Raw genomic sequence first — 21,395 nt, forward strand, 5'->3', positions numbered from 1 at the left:
GGCCCTGTCGACGAGCCGGATGCCGCAGGCGCAAGGCGCTGCGGCTACCCGGTACCGCTTATTGCTGGTGCTCACCGCGCTCGCGGGCGATGGCCCGGTAGCCGATGTCGGTACGGTAGAAGCTGGCGTTCCAGCTCACTTCCTTGGCCAGGCGGTAGGCCTGCTGCTGGGCGTCGGCAACGCTGGCGCCCATGGCGGTGGCGCAGAGTACGCGGCCGCCGTTGGTGACGACCTGGCCGTCCTTGAGCGAGGTGCCAGCGTGGAACACCTTGCCTTCGATCTTGGCAGCGGCGTCCAGGCCGTTGATTACCTCACCCTTGGCGTAGTCGCCTGGGTAGCCACCGGCAGCCAGCACCACACCCAGGCTCGGGCGCGGGTCCCATTGGGCCTCGACCTTGTCCAGGGCCTTGGCGAAGGCGGCTTCGACCAGCAGCACCAGGCTCGATTCCAGGCGCAGCATCACAGGTTGGGTTTCAGGGTCGCCGAAGCGGCAGTTGAACTCGATGACCTTGGGGTTGCCCGCCTTGTCGATCATCAGGCCGGCATACAGGAAACCGGTGTAGACGTTGCCTTCCTCGGCCATGCCGCGCACGGTTGGCCAGATCACCTGGTCCATCACGCGCTGGTGCACGTCTGCGGTAACGACCGGCGCTGGAGAGTAGGCACCCATGCCGCCAGTGTTCGGGCCAGTGTCCTGGTCGCCGACGCGCTTGTGGTCCTGGCTGGTAGCCATGGGCAGCACGTTGTGGCCGTCGACCATGACGATGAAGCTGGCTTCCTCGCCGTCGAGGAATTCCTCGATGACCACGCGCGAACCGGCCTCGCCGAAGGCGTTGCCGGCCAGCATGTCACGCACGGCGGCTTCGGCTTCTTCCAGGGTCATGGCGACGATCACGCCCTTGCCGGCGGCCAGGCCGTCGGCCTTGATCACGATCGGCGCGCCTTTTTCCTTCAGGTAGGCCAGGGCCGGCTCGATCTCGGTGAAGTTCTGGTAGTCGGCGGTCGGGATCTTGTGGCGCGCCAGGAAGTCCTTGGTGAAGGCCTTGGAGCCTTCCAGCTGGGCCGCGCCCTTGGTTGGGCCAAAGCAGTCCAGGCCACGGCTGCGGAACAGGTCGACGACACCGATGACCAGCGGCGCTTCCGGGCCGACGATGGTCAGGTCGACGTTCTTCTCAGCGAAGTCGGCCAGTTGCTCCAGGGCGCACACGTCGATGGCGACGTTTTCGCACTTGGCTTCGGTGGCGGTGCCGGCGTTGCCTGGGGCAACGAAGACTTTCTCGACCCGTGGGTCCTGGGCGACTTTCCAGGCCAGGGCGTGCTCACGGCCACCGCTGCCGATGATCAAAACTTTCATGTCAAAACCTCGATTCAGGTGATCCCAGAGGCTGTCGCAGAACCTTGTAGGAGCGGGCTTGTCCCGCGAATGCGGCGGTGAATGCACCATCGTATTCGCGGGGCAAGCCCGCTCCTACAGGATCGCGGCTCGCCTCGGGATCCGCGTAATTAGTGGCGGAAGTGGCGCATACCGGTGAACACCATGGCGATGCCCGCTTCATCAGCGGCAGCAATCACCTCGGCATCACGCATCGAGCCACCCGGCTGGATCACGGCGCTGATACCCACTTTAGCCGCATTGTCGATACCGTCACGGAACGGGAAGAACGCGTCCGAGGCCATCACCGCACCCTGCACCTGCAGGCCAGCATGTTCAGCCTTGATGGCGGCGATGCGCGCGGAGTTGACGCGGCTCATCTGGCCGGCGCCGACGCCGATGGTCTGGCGCTGCTTGGCGTAGACGATGGCGTTGGACTTGACGAACTTGGCCACTTTCCAGGCGAACACCAGGTCGTGGATCTCTTGCTCGGTTGGGGCGCGCTTGGTGACGATCTTCAGGTCATCGGCGGTGATCATGCCGATATCGCGGCTCTGCACCAGCAGGCCACCGTTGACGCGCTTGAAGTCCCAACCGGCGGCGCGCTCAGCAGGCCACTCGCCACATTCCAGCAGGCGCACGTTCTGCTTGGCCGCCACCACGTCGCGGGCTGCCTGGGAGATTTTCGGCGCGATGATCACTTCGACGAACTGGCGCTCGACGATCGCCTGGGCGGTGGCACCGTCCAGCTCGCGGTTGAAGGCGATGATGCCGCCGAACGCCGACTCGGTGTCGGTGGCGTAGGCCAGGTCGTAGGCCTTGCGGATACCGCCTTCTTCTTCCGGAACCACGGCCACGCCGCACGGGTTGGCGTGCTTGACGATTACGCAGGCCGGCTTGACGAAGCTCTTCACGCATTCCAGCGCGGCGTCGGTGTCGGCCACGTTGTTGAACGACAGCTCCTTGCCCTGCAGCTGCACGGCGGTGGAAATGCTCGCTTCGCCTTTTTTCGCTTCAACGTAGAACGCCGCGCTCTGGTGCGGGTTCTCGCCGTAGCGCATTTCCTGGGCCTTGACGAACTGGCTGTTGAAGGTGCGCGGGAATTCGCTGCGCGCTTCTGTGCTCAGGGTGTCCTTGGCCTGGTCGATGGTGCCCATGTAGTTGGCGATCATGCCGTCGTAGGCGGCAGTGTGCTCGAACGCCTTGAGCATCAGGTCGAAGCGCTGGGCGTAGGTCAGGCCACCGGCCTTCAGGCCTTCGAGGACGCTGGCGTAGTCGCTGGCGTTGACCACGATGGCCACGTCCTTGTGGTTCTTGGCCGCCGAGCGGACCATGGTCGGGCCGCCGATGTCGATGTTCTCGATGGCGGTCGGCAGGTCGCAGCCCGGCTTGGAAATGGTGGCTTCGAACGGGTACAGGTTGACTGCAACCAGGTCGATCGGCTTGATGCCGTGCTCGTTCATGATGGCGTCGTCGGTGCCGCGACGGCCAAGGATGCCGCCGTGGATTTTCGGGTGCAGGGTCTTGACCCGGCCATCCATCATTTCGGCAAAGCCAGTGTAATCGGCCACTTCCACCGCGTTCACACCGTTGTCCTTGAGCAGCTTGTAGGTGCCGCCGGTGGACAGGATCTCGACACCGAGCTGTTGCAGCTCACGGGCGAATTCGAGGATACCGGTCTTGTCGGAGACGCTGATCAGGGCGCGGCGGACTGGCAGGCGGGTAGTCTGGTCGGTCATTTCGGGTTCCAATAACGCGGTGGAGTCAGCAAAAAAGGCGTCTCTTCGCAGAGGCCGCCTTTTCTGATTGGGATTCTGGCTTACAACAGGTCGTACTGCTTGAGCTTCTTGCGCAGGGTGCCACGGTTGAGCCCGAGCATCTCGCTGGCCTTGGTCTGGTTGCCCTTCACGTAGTTCATCACGCATTCGAGCAGGGGCGCCTCGACTTCGGAGAGCACCAGGTTGTACACGTCGGTGACGGTAGCGCCTTCCAGGTGTGCGAAGTAGTTGTGCAGCGCCTTCTCGACGCTGTCGCGAAGGGTCTGGCCCTCTTCGCTTGGCGTGTTGAGGTGCTGTTTGAGGTTGGCGTTGTCGCTCACGGGCGTTGTTCCACTCACTAATGTCTCTGTCATCATCGTCATGCGGCCACCCCCTGTCCGTCCTCTGTCTCAAGGCTCTGTCGACGTTCGCTGAAATACGCACGAACGTTGGCGCACTGCGCTTGTGTGTCTTCCAAAGCGTTGAACCGGGAGCGGAACTCCTTGCCGCCGGGTCGTGTTGCCAGGTACCAGCCTACGTGCTTGCGGGCGATTCGCACGCCCATCACATCGCCATAGAAGGCATGCAGCGCGGCCAGGTGCTCCAGCAGGATGCGTTCCACTTCGTCCAACTGCGGGGCCGGCAAATGCTGGCCAGTCCCCAAAAAATGTTCGATCTCGCGAAAGATCCACGGCCGCCCCTGGGCAGCCCGGCCAATCAGCAGGCCGTCGACCCCGGTGGCATCCAGGACCGCCCGGGCCTTCTCTGGCGAGGTGATGTCGCCATTGGCGAACACCGGAATCGACACCGCCTGCTTGATGGCAGCGATGGTGTCGTACTCGGCGTCACCTGTGTACAGGTCGGCGCGTGTCCGGCCATGCACCGCCAGCGCCTGGATGCCGGCCTGTTCGGCGATTTTCGCCACGTTCAGGCCATTCTTGTTCGCCCGGTCCCAGCCGGTGCGGATCTTCAGGGTCACCGGCACGTCCACCGCGCCGACCACGGCATGGAGGATTTCGGCGACCAAGGCTTCATCTCTCAATAAAGCAGAGCCAGCCGCCTTGTTGCAGACTTTTTTTGCCGGGCAGCCCATGTTGATGTCGATGATCTGGGCACCTGCCTCGACGTTGGCCCGGGCCGCGGCTGCCATCATCTGCGCATCACCCCCGGCGATCTGTACCGAGCGTGGCTCGGGATCGCCTTCATGGATGCGGCGCAGGCTGGACTTGCGGCTGTTCCACAGGCTCATGTCGCTGCTGACCATTTCCGACACCACCATGCCGGCGCCCAGGCGCTTGCAGAGCGTTCGGAAAGGCTGGTCCGTGACTCCGGCCATGGGCGCCAGGATCAGGTTGTTGCGTAGTGTGTATGGGCCGATGCGTACCGCCGACATAGGTGTTCCCTGTTGTGGGGCCGAATCATTGGAGTTCGAAAAAGGGTTGGCATGATACCCGCTCTCGGTGACCGGATAAAGAAGGATTTGGATAAATTCTGAACAGTTGCGGCCTTATGCCCAAGGGTTCGCGACGGCTGGTTGGCGCCGAAAACTCGGCACCATTGCGCAGGGGTCACTCCGGGGAGCGGAAGCTGAGGCTGTAGTTCACGGCCTTGGGGCCCGGGTCGAGGATGTCCAGGGCGATATGGATCGGTGTCTGGCTGGGCATTTCGCCGCGCCCGGCCAGTTCACCCGACAGGTATTCGCTGGGCTTGAAGCGGCGGCTGGCGATCAGCTGGCCATTGAGGTCGGCAAAGCGCAGCTCCAGCAGCGGGAACGGCTGGGCGAACGGTGCGCGGTTGTAGATGATCGCATCGACGATCAGCGCACCCTTGAAGTCCGGGTGGCTGCGCACCACCAGGTTGCTGCTCTTGATCCGGCCGATATCGACACGGGTCGGCACTTCGCAGCCGAGCATCGGGCACAGTTGCAGGAAGATTGGCCGGTACTGGTCCTGGCGGGCCATCTCGTCGAAGTGGAACCACACGTACTGGAAGGCCAGCAGGCCAGCGGCGAGCAGGCTCAGCAAGCCCCACAGCAGGCGCTTGCCCCAGTTCGGCCGGGGTTTCTCCCAGCCCAGTTGCAACGGGTCGTCCACGACGTCGACCAGTGGTTCCTTGCGCGAAGGGCGCTCGGGCCGGGTCGAGAGGCCTGGCTCCAGGCGCTCGCCAGGCATCGGCTCGTCCGGGTCGTCGTCACGCGCCGACAGGTGCAGGCCGGTGTCGTCGTCATCACGGGCGCTGAGGCCTTTTTCGTGGATGATGTCCTCATCGATGGCGCCGAATCGCGCCACGGGTTCGGGCTCCGGCTCGGCCGCCTGTTGCACGGGTGGCTCGTCGTCGAGGTCGAGGCTGGCACCGAGCGTGGGCTCGGTCCGGTCGCCGGGCTCGGCGCCCAGTGGCTGTTCGTCGAGCAGCACCGGGGCCGGTTCATCGGCCGGGTGTGGCGCGTGGGCTTCATCGGTGGCGGTGCCGAACGGTTCGTGGCCGTGCTCGTCGGCCACCGGCTCGTCACGCCGGGCCTGCAGGGCATCGGTGCCGGCATTCGGGCGCTGTTCGGCAGGTTGGCCACGGCGTTCCAGGCGGGCCAGTTCCTGGTCCAGGTCCAGCTCGTCCCAGGCCTGGGGGGTGGTCCAGTCAGCATTTGGCAGCGGCGCAGGTTCGCGCACCACAGGTTCCGGCGCTGCCACGGGTTCTACCACCGGCGCGGGCGCGGGTGTCGGTACGGGCGGTGCTGGCACCGCGCCGGCGTTGGCGCGGTTCTGTTCCAGCAACTGCTTGGCCGCATTGAACACCTGCAGGCAGTGGCCGCAGCGCACAACCCCGCGGGCCACGCTCAACTGGTGATGGGTGACGCGAAAGCTGGTCTGGCAATGCGGGCACTGGGTGACGAAACTGTCGGTCATGCGGCGATCCGGGAGCTGTGCAGAGAACTATTCTAGGCCCGCTTAGCGGCGCCGACCACTGATGCGCACCCAGCCGTCGCGCACGACGATCGGGTCCAGCGCGAAGTCGGCAGCATAGGCGGCCGCCACTTCTTCACCCTGTTCGGCAAGGATGCCCGACAGGGCCAGCAGGCCACCCGGGCGAACCAGGCCGGACAGCTGTGGTGCCAGGGCGACCAAGGGGCCGGCGAGGATGTTGGCGACCAGCACATCGGCCTGCATCGCCGGCATGTGCTCGGGCAGGTACAGGGCCAGTTTTTCGTCGGCGATGCCGTTGCGCTGGGCGTTGTCGCGGGAGGCTTCGATGGCCTGCACGTCGATGTCGGTCCCGACTGCTTCACGGGCGCCCAGCAGCAGCGCTGCGATGGCGAGGATGCCCGAGCCGCAACCGAAGTCCAGGACTTGGGTGCCTTGCAGTTGCTGGCCATCGAGCCATTCCAGGCACAGCGCGGTGGTTGGGTGGGTGCCGGTGCCGAAGGCCAGGCCTGGGTCGAGCAGCAGGTTGACCGCGTCCTTTTCCGGGGCGTCGTGCCAGCTGGGTACGATCCACAGGCGCTGGCCAAAGCGCATTGGCTGGAAACCGTCCATCCAGCTGCGTTCCCAGTCCTGGTCCTCGATCACTTCGGCCTGGTGCTCGGGCAGTTCGGCGCCGGTCAGCAGTTGCAGGTGGGCGAATACCGCCTCGGGCACGGCATCGGCTTCGAACAGGGCCAGCAGGTGGGTGTGCGACCACAGCGGGGTGGTGTTGAGGTCGGGTTCGAAGATCGGCTGGTCTTCAGCATCCATGAACGTGACCGATACGGCGCCGACTTCGAGCAGGGCGTCTTCGTAGGTTTCGGCTTGTTCCGGGCTGATGGCCAGGCGTACTTGCAGCCAAGGCATGGCGGGCACCTTTGGTAAATCTGACAGAGGGCAGCCCGAGGCTGCGCGAAGGCTGGGAGTTTACGCGAGTACGAGGGGTTTGTAGAGGTGTGGCGGCGGGCCGCGCCGCCTGCATCGCGAGCTGCGCTCGCTCCTACCAGGAATGGTGCAGGGCTGAATGAAAAACCCCGGCACAGGGCCGGGGTTTTGGTGCATCACGCTAACGCGATCACTCCTGGTTGGCCAGTTTGTGTTCGAGGTAGTGGATGTTCACGCCGCCTTTGCAGAAACCTTCATCACGCACCAGGTCGCGGTGCAGCGGGATGTTGGTCTTGATGCCGTCGACGACGATCTCGTCCAGGGCATTGCGCATGCGCGCCATGGCTTCGTCGCGGTCCTTGCCGTAGGTGATCAGCTTGCCGATCAGCGAGTCGTAGTTCGGCGGAACCGAGTAGCCGCTGTACAGGTGCGAATCGACGCGCACGCCGTTGCCGCCCGGGGCGTGGAAGTGCTTGACCTTGCCTGGGCTCGGAATGAACTTCTTCGGGTCTTCGGCGTTGATCCGGCACTCCAGCGAGTGGCCACGAATGACCACGTCTTCCTGGCGGAACGACAGCTTGTTGCCAGCGGCGATGCTCAGCATCTCCTTGACGATGTCGATACCGGTGACCATCTCCGACACCGGGTGCTCAACCTGCACACGGGTGTTCATCTCGATGAAGTAGAAACGGCCGTTCTCGTACAGGAACTCGAAGGTACCGGCACCGCGGTAGCCGATTTCGACGCAGGCGTCGACGCAACGCTTGAAGACTTCCTGGCGGGCCTTCTCGTCGATACCCGGGGCCGGTGCTTCTTCCAGCACCTTCTGGTGACGGCGCTGCAGCGAGCAGTCGCGGTCGCCCAGGTGGATGGCGTTGCCCTGGCCGTCGGACAGTACCTGAACTTCCACGTGACGTGGGTTGGTCAGGAACTTCTCCAGGTAGACCATCGGGTTGCCGAAGGCAGCACCCGCTTCGGTACGGGTGAGCTTGGCCGAGGCGATCAGGTCCTCTTCCTTGTGCACCACGCGCATGCCGCGACCACCACCGCCACCGGCGGCCTTGATGATCACCGGGTAGCCGACGTCACGGGCGATCGCCAGGGCGACCTCTTCGTCTTCCGGCAGCGGGCCATCGGAGCCTGGCACGGTCGGTACGCCCGACTTGATCATGGCGTCCTTGGCCGAAACCTTGTCGCCCATCAGGCGAATGGTGTCGGCTTTCGGGCCGATGAAGGCGAAACCGGACTTTTCCACCTGCTCGGCGAAATCGGCGTTTTCCGCGAGGAAGCCGTAACCCGGGTGGATCGCGGTGGCGCCGGTGACTTCGGCGGCAGCGATGATCGCCGGGATGTGCAGGTAGGAATCCTTGGACGATGCAGGGCCGATGCAGACCGACTCGTCTGCCAGGCCCAGGTGCATCAGTTCACGGTCGGCGGTGGAGTGCACGGCGACGGTCTTGATACCCAGCTCTTTGCAGGCACGCAGGATCCGCAGGGCAATTTCCCCGCGGTTGGCGATCAGGACTTTTTCGAGCTTCCCAGACATCGTTGGCTCTCCGCGATTCAAACGATGGTGAACAGCGGCTGGTCGAACTCAACCGGCTGACCGTCTTCCACCAGGATGGCGTCGATGACGCCGCCGACATCGGCTTCGATGTGGTTCATCATCTTCATGGCTTCGACGATGCACAGGGTGTCGCCTTTCTTCACCGACTGGCCCACTTCAGCGAAGTTCGGCGAGGTCGGCGAAGGCTTGCGGTAGAAGGTACCGACCATCGGCGAGCGAATCACGGTGCCTTTGAGCGCTGGGGCGGCAGCGGCGGCTTCAGCGGCAGGGGCTGCAGCGGCGGCGGCGGCGGCCGGGGCAGCTACAGGTGCGGCAGCCATTGGCGCGGGTGCGTAGAACTGCTGGGCAGCCGGGGTTTTGCTGTGACGGCTGATGCGGACCGACTCTTCGCCTTCCTTGATCTCCAGTTCGTCGATGCCAGACTCTTCCAGCAGCTCGATCAGTTTCTTGACTTTACGGATATCCATTAATCATCAACTCCCAAAGGTTCGGTCAGGGGGCGAAATTTAAAAACGTATCTGAACGTTTCTCTGTAACCCCGGCCCACTGAGGCCAGGGTTTTCGTTATCAGGGCTGTGCGTTGGCAGCCAGTTGTTCCAGCGCGGACTCCAGGGCCAGGCGGTAACCGCTGGCGCCCAGGCCGCAGATCACGCCTACGGCAACATCGGAAAAGTAGGAGTGGTGGCGGAACGGTTCGCGTTTGTGCACGTTGGACAAGTGCACTTCGATGAATGGGATGCTCACCGCGAGCAATGCGTCACGTAATGCGACGCTTGTGTGGGTGAAAGCAGCCGGATTGATCAGGATGAAGTCCACACCCTCGTTGCGTGCAGCGTGAATACGCTCGATCAGCTCGTACTCGGCATTGCTCTGCAGGTACTGCAGATGGTGGCCGGCTTCGCGGGCACGCTGCTCCAGGTCCTGGTTGATCTGGGCCAGGGTCTTGGCGCCGTAGTGGCCAGGTTCCCGGGTGCCAAGCAGGTTCAGGTTGGGGCCGTGGAGCACCAGTAGGGTTGCCATCTGCGATTCCTTGGATTTGTAGGGCAATTCGACACAGCGCGGCGAGTGTGCCGCAAAGCGACGGCAAGTGTCCAGTTCCCGGCAATAGCCGGCACGATGTCCGAGGTTCGCGCGAAGTATGTGACCAAATAATTAAATTTGGTCACTCATTTGGAGAAAATTCCCGGCACGCGGGAAGTTATAGACCGAGTTTGCCGCGAACGCGTGTCAGAATTTGCGCGAATTCGCCGGCGTTTATTTCGCCAATCACCCGATCGGTGGTCATTTCGCTGCCGTTCGCTGCAAAGAACAGCAGCGCAGGCGGGCCGAACAGGCGATAGCGGTCGAGCAGGGCGCGCTGCTCGGCGCTGCTTTCGGTGATGTCGAAGCGCAGTAGCGTGAAGGCGGCCAGTTGTGGCTGCACCTGGGACGCATTGAGCACTTCATGTTCGATCACCTTGCAGCTGATGCACCAGTCGGCATACCAGTCCAGCAGCACCGGCTGGCCGGCGGCCTTGGCTTCGGCCAGGGCCGCATCCAGCGCGGCGGGGGTGGTCAGGGTGCGCCAGGCACCTTGCTTGGCGGTAGCCGCGGCAGGGACGGCGTTCAGCGCCGGGGGTAACGGCCGCAGTGGGTCGCCCTGGCCGCTGAGGGCGCCGTACCAGCAGGCCAGCGCGTACACCAGCAAGGCCAGGCCCAGCAGCTGTGCCAGGCGCTGGCGCGGGGCCTTGACCACGAATTCCAGGGCGCCGAGGAACAGCGCCACGCCAGCGGCGAGCAAGCCCACCAGCAGCAAGGTCGCAGGCCCCGGCAGCACGCGGCTGAGCAGGCCGATGGCCAAGCCCAGCAGCAGCACGCCGATGGCATTTTTCACGGTATTGAGCCAAGGCCCGCTCTTGGGCAGCCAGGCGGCCCCACCGGTGGCGATCAGCAGCAGTGGGGCGCCCATGCCCAGGCCCAGGGCGAACAGCTTGAGCGCGCCACCCAGGGCATCGCCGCTGGCGCTGATGTACAGCAAGGCTCCGGCCAGCGGCGCCGAGACGCAGGGCGATACCAGCAGGCTGGAGAGCACGCCGAGCACCGCTGCGCCGAGCAGCGAGCCCCCCTTGGTGTGGTTGGCCACGGTGTTCAGGCGGTTGCTCAGGGCCTGTGGCAGCTTGAGCTCGAACAGGCCAAACATGGCCAGGGCGAACACCACGAAGAACAGCGCGAAGGGCACCAGCACCCAGGCCGATTGCAGGCGTGCCTGCAGGTTCAGGCCGGCGCCGAACAGGCCCATCAATGCCCCCAGCACGGCAAAGCTGGCGGCCATCGGCAGCACGTAGGCCAGCGACAGGGCCAGGCCCCGCAGGCCGCCCACCTGGCCGCGCATCACCACGCCGGAAAGAATCGGCAGCATGGGCAGCACGCAGGGGGTGAAGGTCAGGCCAACCCCGGCGAGGAAGAACAGCAACAGCGACTTCCAATTCCAACCCGGTTCGCCACTGGCGGGCGGCTGCGCGGCGCCTTCGCCATCGATGTTCAGCCGTTCGGTTTGCGGTGGGTAGCACAGGCCCTTGTCGGCGCAGCCCTGGTAGCCCACCTGCAGGGTGAAGGCGCGGGCATCGGTGCGGGGGATCTCGATGTCGAGCACGCCGTGGTACACCTCGACGTCACCGAAGAATTCGTCGTGCTTGGCTTCGCCCTTGGGAATGTTCGGCGGCCCGAGGGTGATGTCGGCGGGCTCGGTTTGGAAGTGCAAACGATGGCGGTACAGGTAGTAGCCGTCGGTGGCGACGAAGCGCAGCTTGATGGTCTGGGCGTCGGCTTGAATCAGGTTGAGCTTGAAGGCTTCGTGCACCGGCAGGAAGTCGGCGTTGTTGGCCAACGAAGCGGCGCCGAGGGTGGCGCTGGGGCGGTTGTCGAGCAGGCCCGAGGCGAAGGCAGGGCTGGCCAGCAGCAGGAACAGCAGGAAAAACAGGCGGCGCATGGCGGACTCGCGAGGTGGAACGTGCCGGCATGATAACGGAGTTGGCGGTGGTTGAAAGGGGGGGGCGACACAGGGATCGCAGGTGACGGTGGCCCCGGTAGGAGCGAGCGCAGCTCGCGATGGGCTGCAAAGCAGCCCCGGCGTGATTAGCTGCGAAGCTGGAAACCTTGGGGCCGCTGCGCGCCCCATCGCGAGCTGCGCTCGCTCCTACCAGGAGCAGGAGCGTTTAAACCCTGAAAGCCAGCACGGCCTTGCTCAATTCACTGCCCAGGCTCAGCAGCTGTTCACCTTGCTCGCGTCCTTCACCAATGCGCTGCAGGTTGTCTTCCCCCAGCTCGTGAATCCGTTCGCTGTGGTCGCGAATCTCGCTCACCGCGCCGCTTTGCTGCGCGGTGACATCGGCAATGCGCACCGCGGTATCGGCAATGGTGCGGATTGCGCTGACGATTTCATCCAGTGCGCCGTCGGCGGCCTGGGCCTGGTTGGCGGTGGCCTCGGCGTGTTCAAGCTGCGCGCGCATGCCCGCCACCGACCCTCGGGCGGCCTGTTGCAGGCGGTCGATCAGCGCCTGGATCTCCCCGGTGGCGCCGGTGGTGCGCTGGGCCAGCGAACGTACCTCATCGGCCACCACGGCAAAGCCACGGCCCATTTCACCGGCGCGGGCGGCCTCGATGGCGGCGTTGAGCGCCAGCAGGTTGGTTTGCTCGGCAATCGAGCGAATCACTGTCAGCACGCCACCGATGGTGGCCGACTCCTCGGCCAGCTGTTCGATCATGCGCGCGTTGCCCTGCACCTCGTCGACCAGTGCGCGCAACCCGGACAGGCTCTGGCCGATCACCGTCTGCCCTTGCTCCACCGCGCGGCCGGCATCGCGGCTGGCATCGGCGGCGGAACTGGCGTCACCGGCCACTTGCTGAATGGTCGCCTCAAGCTCGCCCAAGGCATCGCGGATCTGCCCGGTGTCGCCGGCCTGGCGTTCGGCGCCGTCGTGCAGGGCCGCGCTCATGCCGGCCAGGGCGTGGCTGCTGCCGGCCACCTGCTCGGCGTTGTGGCGAATGGTGCCGACCAGCTCCACCAAGTACTGGCGCAGGCGGTTCAGCGACTCCTGGATGTCGCGCAGCTCGCGGTTGGTCTTGCCCAGGGCGATGGGCGCGGCGAAGTCGCCTTCGGCCCAGCGCGACAGGGCCGGGACAAGGCCGGTGAGGGTGCGTGCCAGGCGCCGCTGCAAGGTGTCGATCAGCAGGGCGATGAGCAGGATCAGGCCGATCATCAACCCTTGGATGATGCGCACTTCACCGGCGATTTTCGCGTGCTGGCTGCGCACGGCTGGCTCCAGCCCGGCGATGGCCTGTTGCACCGCGGCCAGGCGTTGGTTGGTGCTGGCGGCAAGGGCGGTGCGCCGCTCGATCAGCTCGCGGGTGCGCTGCAGCTCGGCGGGGTAGCGGCCCAGCAGGCTCTGCAGTTCGCGCTTGAGGCCGACGGCGACATCCTCCTGCTGCTCGCTGGCCTGGGTTTGCAGGCCCATCATGGCGGCGAAGTCATCGGCGTTGGATTCGGCGGCGCGGGTCACGCCCAGCAGTGGCAGGGCGTCGATGGCCTGGGCCTGGGTACGAATCAACTGCAGCTCGCGCTCCACTTCATCGGCCAGTTCCGCACGGCCGCTGCTCACCAGTTTGTCGCGGGCAAGCGACAGCCGGCCCAGGTGCACGCTGGCGTCGAACAGCGGCAGCAGGTAGCGGTTGGCCTCGCTGCTGCCGCTGTCGCGGGCATAGCCGGCCAGTTGCTCAAGGTTGGCGCCCAGCTCACGCTCGGCTTGCTGCAGCAGGGCCTGCGGGTCGCCCGCCAGCTTGCCGGCGGCGAGCAGTTCGTTGGCGGTGAAGGCCTGCAGGGTGTCCAGGCTCGGGCGCAACTGGTCGGCAAGCTCAGCCGGCCAGTCGGCCAGGGACGCTTCGAGCTGGGTATTGGCCTCGATGGCGGCCGCATGGCGCAGGGCGTCGCCGCTGCCCAGGTAGGCGCGCACATTGCGCGCGCTCTGGTTCTGGAATTGCTGCGACAGGCCCAGGTAGCGTTCCATCAGTTGATAGGGCCGCTCCAGGGCACGTTGCGACCACCACAGGGTTGCGCCCAGGGCGATGCACACGGTCACCAGCAACAGCGTGTTGAAATTGGTCAGCCACTTCAGGCGCATAGCCGCGAACTTCCTGCGGGGGAGTGGAGAGGTAGGTGCCTGAAGTTATTGCGGTTTTGTGACCGGGTGATGACGACAAGGGACTGGCGCCATAAAAAAGTGGCACTGTGCCTGTACGGGCCCATTCGCGGGGCAAGCCCGCTCCTACAGGCGATTGCATGCCCTTGTAGGAGCGGGCTCGCCCCGCGAAAGGGCCGGCCCAGGCAGCAAAAATCTAGGGCTCGACGCGCACCACGCAATTACGCCCGGCATGCTTGGCCCGGTACAGCGCCTCATCTGCCGTACTGGCCATGCTCAACGCATCCAGCCCTTCCTCCAGTTGCACCACGCCGGCGCTGAAGGTGCACTGCAAGTCACCCACCTGCGCCGGGTAGAGGATCTCGGCAAAGCGCCGGCGAATTTCGTCCAGCACTTTGTGCGCCGACTCCACCGCCGTGTTGGGCATGACGATGGCGAACTCCTCGCCACCGTAGCGGCCAATGAAATCGCTCTTGCGCAGCCGCTGCTTGAGAAACAGCGCCAGGCTCTTGATTACCCGGTCGCCCATGGGGTGGCCGTGGCGGTCGTTGATTTTCTTGAAATGGTCGATATCGAGCATGGCAAAGCTCAGCGGCTGGCCTTCGCGGCGGGCGCGGAAGCTGCAGTCTTCGAGCAGTTGCAGGATATGGGTGTGGTTGTACAGCCCGGTCAGGCTGTCACGCACCATGCGCGCTTTCAGGTGACGGGCACGGGCGGCGCGGTTGCGCACGGTGGTGATCAGGTGCCGCGAGCGGATCGGCTTGGTCAGGAAGTCGTCGCCGCCTTCGCTCATGGCGTCGAGCTGCTTGTCCAGGTCGTCTTCGGCCGACAGGTAGATGATCGGCACGCTGACGTAGCGGTCGTTGTGGCGGATCACCTTGGCCAGCTCCGGCCCCGAGCAGGCCGGCATGTACAGGTCGAGAATGATCAGGTCGGGCTGGAAGTCGGCCAGCTCGGCCATGGTGCAGATCGGGTCGTTGAGGCTGCGGGTGAGCATGCCGGCACCGCGCAGCACCCGCTCGGTGTGCAGGGCCTGGGTGCGCGAGTCGTCGATAATCAGCACACGCAGCGGTTCCTGTTGCGCGGTGCAGGTGATGCTTTCGAGTTTTTCCAGCAGGCTGGAGGCTTCGAGGGTGCCGGTAAGGAAGGCCTGGCTGCCGGCCCGCACGGCGGCCAGGCGGGTTGGCGTGTCGGCCTCCTGGTGGCTGAAGAACAACAGCGCAATGGGTGTTTCGCGGCCCTGTTGCACCTGCGCGGCCAGCGGCAGGCCGCCACCGGGGCCGTCGAAGTCGACATCCAGGACGATGGCCGCTGGCAACTGCTCGTCCAATGCGGCCAGCAGCGCGCCGCCACTGGGCAGCGGCTGCGCGTTCAGGCCAAAGAACTCCAGTTGCTGGGCCAGGCGCTCGGCGCGCTCGTGGTCGCGCAACAGCAGGTACACCGGCTTGCGCGCAGGCGGTGCCTGCGAGCCCGGCGGATCGCCCCGGCGCCTGCGTGTGCGCGACAGGCGCTGCAACAGCTGTTCGAACTCCTGCTTGAGGCGTTCCTGGCTCGGCTCCGCGGCTTGGGTCATGTCCTGGCTACTTATTAGTGGGCTATGCAGGTTCAATGATGGCTCTATGCTAGCACTGCTTTTTCATGGCGTGCGTGCCCCGGGTCAACAAAAGCTTGTGAACGATTATTCAGTTACTGACTCATTGGTCGCTTATGCGTAAGGCGGTGTCTGCTTTATAGTGCTTTGACGCGGGCTTGCCGTGGCACCCTGGCCCTGGCCTGTGGTCCAAGCCCCTGAACCGTCGTGACTGATTAAGGACAAAGCCATGCTGGACTGGAAAAATCGCGAGGCCAAAGCCGAGCCCCGCGAGCGTGTCGATGGCCGCGGCGCTGCCGCCCGTAGCTACTTTAGCGGCCTGTGGAGCCGTGCCCTGGGAACCCTGATCGGGTTGTACCTGCTGGTGTGCATTGGCCTTGGCTGGTACTGGAGCGAAGAGCCGGCGTTGTTCCCGGTGCAGCAGAACGCCCAGGCCGCCGCCGAGCGCAATGGCCAGCAGATGGTTGTCGGCTACACCACCATCGAAACCCTCAAGACCGTGGCCAGCACCCTGCTGGACAAACCGGGCGGCTACATTTCCAACGACCGCTTCCCACCGGGCCTGTGGATGGACAACATGCCGAGCTGGGAATACGGCGTGCTGGTGCAGGTGCGTGACCTGTCCCGCGCCCTGCGCAAGGACTTCGCCCGCTCGCAGTCGCAGTCCACCGAAGACGCCGACCTGGCCAAGGCCGAGCCGCGTTTCAACTTCGACAACAAGAGCTGGATCCTGCCGTCTAGCGAGTCGGAGTTCGAGGAAGGCATCAAGTCGCTGAGCCGCTACCAGACCCGCCTGGCCGCCGGCGACAAGGGCGCGATCTTCTACACCCGTGCCGACAACCTGAACAACTGGCTGGGTGATGTGGCCACCCGCCTGGGCTCGCTGTCCCAGCGCCTGTCGGCCAGCGTTGGCCGGGTCAAGCTCAACACCAACCTGAAGACCGAGTCGGTGGTTGCCGGCCAGGCGCCGCAGGTGGATGAGGAAGTGGTCGAAACCCCATGGATGCAGATCGACAACGTGTTCTACGAGGCCCGTGGCCAGGCCTGGGCACTGTCGCACCTGCTGCGCGCCATCGAGGTCGACTTCGCCGATGTGCTGGCGAAGAAGAACGCCACGGTCAGCGTGCGGCAGATCATCCGTGAGCTGGAAGCCTCGCAGGAGCCGCTGTGGAGCCCGATGGTGCTCAACGGCAGCGGCTTTGGCATGTGGGCCAACCACTCGCTGGTCATGGCCAACTACATTTCCCGCGCCAACGCCGCGGTGATCGACCTGCGCCAGCTGCTGTCGCAGGGTTGAGCATGGCCATCAGCCCCGACGAGGCCGCCCACCGGGCGGCTTCCGACCGTGAACTGGTCGCCTGGGTGGACGAACACGACCAGCTGCTGGGCGCCTTGCCCAGGGCCGAGCTGCGTGAGCGTGGCCTGATTGGCCGTTGCACGTTCATCCTCCTGTTCAACAGTGCCGGGCAGTTGTGCGTGCACCGCCGTACCCTGAGCAAGGCGCTGTACCCGGGGTACTGGGATGTGGCGGCAGGCGGCATGGTGACGGCCGGGGAAGCCTATGCCGATTCGGCGGCGCGGGAGCTGGCCGAGGAGCTGGGCATCGAGGGTGTGCAACTGCGCTTTCATGAGCGGTTCTACTTCGACCAGCCAGACAACCACTTGTGGTGCGCGGTGTACTCGGCGGTGTCGGATGCGCCGCTGCGCTTGCAGCCGGAGGAGGTGATGGAGGCGCGGTTTGTCAGCCTTGAGCAGGCCGAAACGGAAAGCCAGACCAAACCCTATTGCCCGGATTCGTTGGCGGCGTTGCAGCGCTACAAGGCCAGCTTGAAGTAATGGCATGGCCGGGCCGGCCCTTGCGCGGGGCAAGCCCGCGCCTACAGCCAGAGGGCCCGTTGGGGCTGCATGAACCCTGTGGCGGCGGGCTTGCCGGCCAAGGGTCGCAAATCATTCGCAAAATGCCGCAATCCTGTACTTAGCAACAGCCTGATTTATCGTTACACTGCGCGCCCTTTTCGGGCTGTCGCGGGACGTTGCGGCAGTAGCGCCGCCCCTGCCAGAGTGGGGCTTCGCGGTCGGTCTCCCTGTGTGAGCTCGACCAGTTTTTGTCCTCAGCACAGAGGATCAAAAGTGGCCAAGAAAGCTTCTTCCTTCTCCGCCCTGGGCGGTCTCGTTTATTCCACCGATGCCGGTCGGCATTGCCCCGACTGTGGCCAGCCGGTGGATGCCTGCACCTGCAAGCAGCAGGTCATTCCCGAAGGCGATGGCATTGCCCGTGTACGCCGTGAAAGCAAAGGCCGTGGCGGCAAGACCGTGACCACCGTCACCGGCGTGCCGTTGCCCCTCGACCAGCTCAAGGAGCTGGCCACCACCCTCAAGCGCCGCTGTGGAACCGGTGGCGCGTTGAAGGACGGTGTCATCGAAATCCAGGGCGACCATGTCGAGCTGCTGATCGGTGAGCTGACCAAACAGGGCTTCAAGGCGAAAAAGTCCGGCGGCTGATGCGCCTGCGCGATTTTTTGCCCAACGCTTTCTAAACTCGTTTCCGTGGCCAGGGTCTACCCCAGGGCACGGACGAATCGTCATTTTCGGCTTTTACACTGCGCCCGCCTCCTTGCGGGGCAGTGTCTTCGACTTATCTATAGGGGACTTGAATGTCCGTACGACGCACACGCAAAGACGATGGTAGCCAATGGACCGTGGCCGACAGCCGCAGTGTTTACGGCATCCGCCATTGGGGCGCTGGTTATTTCGCCATCAATGAAGCCGGGCGCGTCGAAGTGCGCCCCAACGGCCCCGGCAGCGCGCCGATCGACCTGTACGAGCAGGTCGACGAGTTGCGCCAGAGCGGCCTGTCGCTGCCATTGCTGGTACGTTTCCCCGACATCCTGCAAGACCGCGTACGCCAGCTGACCGGCGCTTTCGACGCCAACATCGCGCGGCTTGAATACCAGAGCCAGTACACCGCGCTGTACCCGATCAAGGTCAACCAGCAGGAAGCGGTGGTGGAAAACATCATCGCCACCCAGAACGTCTCCATTGGCCTGGAAGCCGGCTCCAAGCCGGAACTGCTGGCGGTGCTGGCGCTGGCGCCCAAGGGCGGCACCATCGTCTGCAATGGCTACAAGGACCGCGAGTTCATTCGCCTGGCGCTGATGGGCCAGAAGCTTGGCCACAACGTGTTCATCGTCATCGAGAAAGAGTCGGAAGTGGCCCTGGTGATCGAAGAAGCTGCCGAGCTCAAGGTCAAGCCGCAGGTGGGCCTGCGCGTGCGCCTGTCGTCGCTGGCATCGAGCAAGTGGGCCGACACGGGCGGTGAAAAGTCCAAGTTCGGTTTGTCTGCCGCCCAGTTGATCTCGGTGGTGCAGCGCTTCCGCGATGCCGGCCTGGACCAGGGCATTCGCCTGCTGCACTTCCACATGGGCTCGCAGATCGCCAACCTGGCCGACTACCAGCACGGTTTCAAGGAAGCCATTCGCTACTACGGTGAATTGCGTGCGCTGGGCCTGCCGGTGGATCACATCGACGTCGGCGGCGGCCTGGGCGTGGACTACGACGGCACCCACTCGCGCAACGCCAGTTCCATCAACTACGACATGGACGACTATGCCGGCGTGGTGGTGGGCATGCTCAAGGAGTTCTGCGACGCCCAGGGCCTGCCGCACCCGCACATCTTCTCGGAAAGCGGCCGTTCGCTGACGGCGCACCACGCCATGCTGGTGATCCAGGTCACCGACGTGGAGAAGCACAACGACGACGTGCCAACCATCGAGAACAAGGAAGCCCTGCCGGAAACCGTGCAATGGCTGGTCGACCTGCTTGGCCCGACCGACATCGAGATGGTGACCGAAACCTACTGGCGCGCCACCCATTACCTGGGCGACGTGGCGGCGCAGTATGCCGATGGCAAGATCAGCCTGGCCGAGAAGGCCCTGGCCGAGCAGTGCTACTTCGCCGTGTGCCGCCGCATGCACAATTCGCTCAAGGCCCGCCAGCGTTCGCACCGCCAGGTGCTGGACGAGCTCAACGACAAGCTGGCCGACAAGTACATCTGCAACTTCTCGGTGTTCCAGAGCCTGCCTGACACCTGGGCCATCGGCCAGGTACTGCCGATCATCCCGCTGCACCGCCTGGACGAGGAACCGATGCGCCGTGCGGTGCTGCAGGACCTGACCTGCGACTCCGACGGCAAGATCAACCAGTACGTCGACGAGCAGAGCATCGAAACCAGCATGCCGGTGCATGCGGTGAACGAGGGTGAGGACTACCTGCTGGGCGTGTTCCTGGTGGGTGCCTACCAGGAAATCCTTGGCGACATGCACAACCTGTTCGGTGACACCGATTCGGTGAACATCTACCAGAACGCCGATGGCAGCGTGTACCACGCCGGTATCGAGACCCACGACACCATCGAGGACATGCTGCGCTATGTGCACTTGTCGCCGGAGGAGTTGATGACTCACTACCGCGACAAGGTGGCCAGCGCCAAGATCAGTGCGCGCGAGCGTACGCAGTTCCTGGATGCCTTGCGCCTGGGGCTGACGCGGTCTTCTTACCTGTCTTCGTGACTGGAGCGCGCCGCTCGTGCGGCGCATCGCGAGCTTTGCTCGCTCCTACGAACAATACGTAAGCCCCTGTAGGAGCGAGCATAGCTCGCGATGCGCCGCATAAGCGGCGCTCATTCACCCAACCCACAACCCTCTCTGCTGCAACCGCCACCCCACCCACCCCAGGGTCACCGCCCGCAGCGCCATGAACCCGAGGAACGCCAACCACAACCCATGGTTGCCGAACCCGCTCATCAGCAGCCCCAATGGCAGCGCGATCACTACCGACAGCAGCATCGCGTTGCGCATCTCCCGCGCCCTTGTCGCACCAATGAACAGCCCATCGAGCAGGTAGCTCCAGACCGCAATCAACGGCAGCAGCGCCAAGTACGGAAGGTACGGATAGGCTGCTGCGCGCACGCTGGCGATATCGGTCTGCAGGTCGATGAACAGGTGCCCGCCCAGCAGGAACGTCCCGGCAAAGCCCAGGCTGGTGAACAACGACCAGCCGCAGGCCACCACCAGCGAGCGGCGCAAGGTGGTTCGGTCGCCTGCGCCGATGGCATGCCCGCACAATGCTTCCACTGCATGCGCCAGGCCGTCCAGGGCATAGGCGGTCAGCAGCAGGCCATTGAGCAGCAGGGCGTTGGCCGCCACCGTGGCTTCGCCCAGGCGTGCGCCCTGCACGGTGATCAGCAAGAACACTACCTGCAGCGCCAGGCTGCGCAGGAAGATGTCGCGGTTCACCGCCAGCAAGGGCCGCCACGCCTGCCAGCGCTTCAGCGCAGCCCAGGCGACCTGCCCGGGGTAGGCACGCAGGGCCGGGCGGGTGAGGGCCAGCCCAAGCAGGGCGGCGCTCCACTCGGCAATCACCGAGGCCCGGGCCGAGCCCAGCACGCCCCAGTTCAGGCCCAGCACGAACCACAGGTTCAGGGCGATGTTCAGCAGGTTGGTGGTCAGCAGGATCGCCAAGGGCGCCCGGGCATTCTGTGTGCCGAGGAACCAGCCCACCAGGGCGTAGCTGGCCAGCGCGGCCGGCAGGCCGAGCAGGCGCGTGTGGAAGAAGTCCTGGGTGGATTGCTGCAACGCCGCGCTCGGTTGCATCGCGTGCAGTGCCAACTGGCTGAAGGGCAGCGCCAGCACGCCGATCAACAGCGCGAAGGCCACCGCCAGCAGCAGCCCCTGCACCAGCACCTGGCGCAGGGCGGCACCGTCGGCGCGCCCGGCGGCCTGGGCGGCGAAACCGGTGGAGCCCATGCGCAGGAAACCCATCAGGCCGACCATGAAGGTGAACAACGTGGCGCCCACGGCCACCGCGCCGAGCTGGTGGGCGTGGGGCAGGTGGCCGATCACGGTGCTGTCGACCAGGGCCACCAGCGGCACCGAGATGTTGGAGAGGATCATCGGCGCCGCCAGTGCCCAGACCTTGCGGTGGGTGGGGCGGTGTTGCCAGTCGGTGGACAGTTGAGACATCGGGGTTCCTGAGGTTGAGGGCCCCTTTGCGCCCCTTCGCGGGGCAAGCCCGCTCCTACAGGATAGCGTTGCCTT

General features: G+C 64.9%; 17 protein-coding genes. 4 read left to right on the top strand and 13 right to left on the bottom strand.

The window, feature by feature from the left end; all coding sequences use genetic code 11:
* Positions 1-58 precede the first annotated feature (58 nt).
* From purD to F3J45_RS24790, 12 genes are all read right to left on the bottom strand, one after another.
* Entirely contained in the window at positions 59-1,354 is a 1,296-nt protein-coding gene (purD, locus tag F3J45_RS24735) for a phosphoribosylamine--glycine ligase (protein WP_167069381.1), read from the bottom strand.
* Positions 1,355-1,503: 149 nt separating this feature from the next.
* Positions 1,504-3,111: a bifunctional phosphoribosylaminoimidazolecarboxamide formyltransferase/IMP cyclohydrolase gene (purH, locus tag F3J45_RS24740; protein ID WP_167069383.1), complete on the bottom strand. Its 1,608-nt coding sequence runs from the start codon at positions 3,109-3,111 to the stop codon at positions 1,504-1,506.
* A gap of 80 nt (positions 3,112-3,191) precedes the next feature.
* Entirely contained in the window at positions 3,192-3,512 is a 321-nt protein-coding gene (gene fis / locus F3J45_RS24745; RefSeq protein WP_011535876.1) for a DNA-binding transcriptional regulator Fis, read from the bottom strand.
* Positions 3,509-4,522, bottom strand: coding sequence for a tRNA dihydrouridine synthase DusB (gene dusB, locus F3J45_RS24750; protein WP_167069385.1), 1,014 nt, complete (start codon positions 4,520-4,522; stop codon positions 3,509-3,511). The genes fis and dusB overlap by 4 nt, the downstream gene beginning before the upstream one ends.
* A gap of 175 nt (positions 4,523-4,697) precedes the next feature.
* Positions 4,698-6,029 (bottom strand): DUF3426 domain-containing protein, encoded by a 1,332-nt coding sequence (locus F3J45_RS24755; protein WP_167069387.1) that lies wholly within the window; start codon positions 6,027-6,029, stop codon positions 4,698-4,700.
* Positions 6,030-6,071: 42 nt separating this feature from the next.
* Positions 6,072-6,950, bottom strand: coding sequence for a 50S ribosomal protein L11 methyltransferase (gene prmA / locus F3J45_RS24760; protein ID WP_167069389.1), 879 nt, complete (start codon positions 6,948-6,950; stop codon positions 6,072-6,074).
* Between the two features lie 208 nt (positions 6,951-7,158).
* Positions 7,159-8,514, bottom strand: coding sequence for an acetyl-CoA carboxylase biotin carboxylase subunit (gene accC, locus F3J45_RS24765; RefSeq protein ID WP_079229861.1), 1,356 nt, complete (start codon positions 8,512-8,514; stop codon positions 7,159-7,161).
* A gap of 17 nt (positions 8,515-8,531) precedes the next feature.
* Positions 8,532-9,002, bottom strand: coding sequence for an acetyl-CoA carboxylase biotin carboxyl carrier protein (accB, locus tag F3J45_RS24770; protein ID WP_167069391.1), 471 nt, complete (start codon positions 9,000-9,002; stop codon positions 8,532-8,534).
* Between the two features lie 100 nt (positions 9,003-9,102).
* Positions 9,103-9,555, bottom strand: coding sequence for a type II 3-dehydroquinate dehydratase (aroQ, locus tag F3J45_RS24775; RefSeq protein ID WP_167069393.1), 453 nt, complete (start codon positions 9,553-9,555; stop codon positions 9,103-9,105).
* A 178-nt stretch (positions 9,556-9,733) separates the two neighbouring features.
* On the bottom strand, positions 9,734-11,503 hold the full coding sequence (locus F3J45_RS24780) for a protein-disulfide reductase DsbD (RefSeq protein WP_167069395.1): 1,770 nt from the start codon (positions 11,501-11,503) through the stop codon (positions 9,734-9,736).
* A gap of 226 nt (positions 11,504-11,729) precedes the next feature.
* Positions 11,730-13,691, bottom strand: coding sequence for a methyl-accepting chemotaxis protein (locus tag F3J45_RS24785; protein WP_167069397.1), 1,962 nt, complete (start codon positions 13,689-13,691; stop codon positions 11,730-11,732).
* Between the two features lie 214 nt (positions 13,692-13,905).
* Complete coding sequence (locus tag F3J45_RS24790; protein WP_167069399.1) at positions 13,906-15,282, bottom strand: diguanylate cyclase; 1,377 nt, start codon at positions 15,280-15,282, stop codon at positions 13,906-13,908.
* 247 nt (positions 15,283-15,529) lie between these two features.
* Between F3J45_RS24790 and F3J45_RS24795 the strand changes: the two genes are divergently transcribed.
* The 4 genes from F3J45_RS24795 (at position 15,530) to speA (ending at position 19,868) form a co-directional block, all read left to right on the top strand.
* Complete coding sequence (locus tag F3J45_RS24795; protein WP_167069401.1) at positions 15,530-16,597, top strand: DUF2333 family protein; 1,068 nt, start codon at positions 15,530-15,532, stop codon at positions 16,595-16,597.
* Positions 16,598-16,599: 2 nt separating this feature from the next.
* Positions 16,600-17,136: an NUDIX hydrolase gene (locus F3J45_RS24800; RefSeq protein WP_167069403.1), complete on the top strand. Its 537-nt coding sequence runs from the start codon at positions 16,600-16,602 to the stop codon at positions 17,134-17,136.
* A 294-nt stretch (positions 17,137-17,430) separates the two neighbouring features.
* Positions 17,431-17,802: a translation initiation factor Sui1 gene (locus F3J45_RS30410; protein WP_167069406.1), complete on the top strand. Its 372-nt coding sequence runs from the start codon at positions 17,431-17,433 to the stop codon at positions 17,800-17,802.
* 152 nt (positions 17,803-17,954) lie between these two features.
* On the top strand, positions 17,955-19,868 hold the full coding sequence (gene speA / locus F3J45_RS24810; protein ID WP_167069408.1) for an arginine decarboxylase: 1,914 nt from the start codon (positions 17,955-17,957) through the stop codon (positions 19,866-19,868).
* A gap of 114 nt (positions 19,869-19,982) precedes the next feature.
* Here speA and F3J45_RS24815 read toward each other — a convergent pair whose 3' ends face one another.
* On the bottom strand, positions 19,983-21,320 hold the full coding sequence (locus F3J45_RS24815; protein WP_167069410.1) for an MATE family efflux transporter: 1,338 nt from the start codon (positions 21,318-21,320) through the stop codon (positions 19,983-19,985).
* Between the last annotated feature and the right edge of the window lie 75 nt (positions 21,321-21,395).

Origin of the sequence: Pantoea sp. Ap-967 (assembly GCF_011752565.1) — a bacterium.
Taxonomy (GTDB): domain Bacteria; phylum Pseudomonadota; class Gammaproteobacteria; order Pseudomonadales; family Pseudomonadaceae; genus Aquipseudomonas.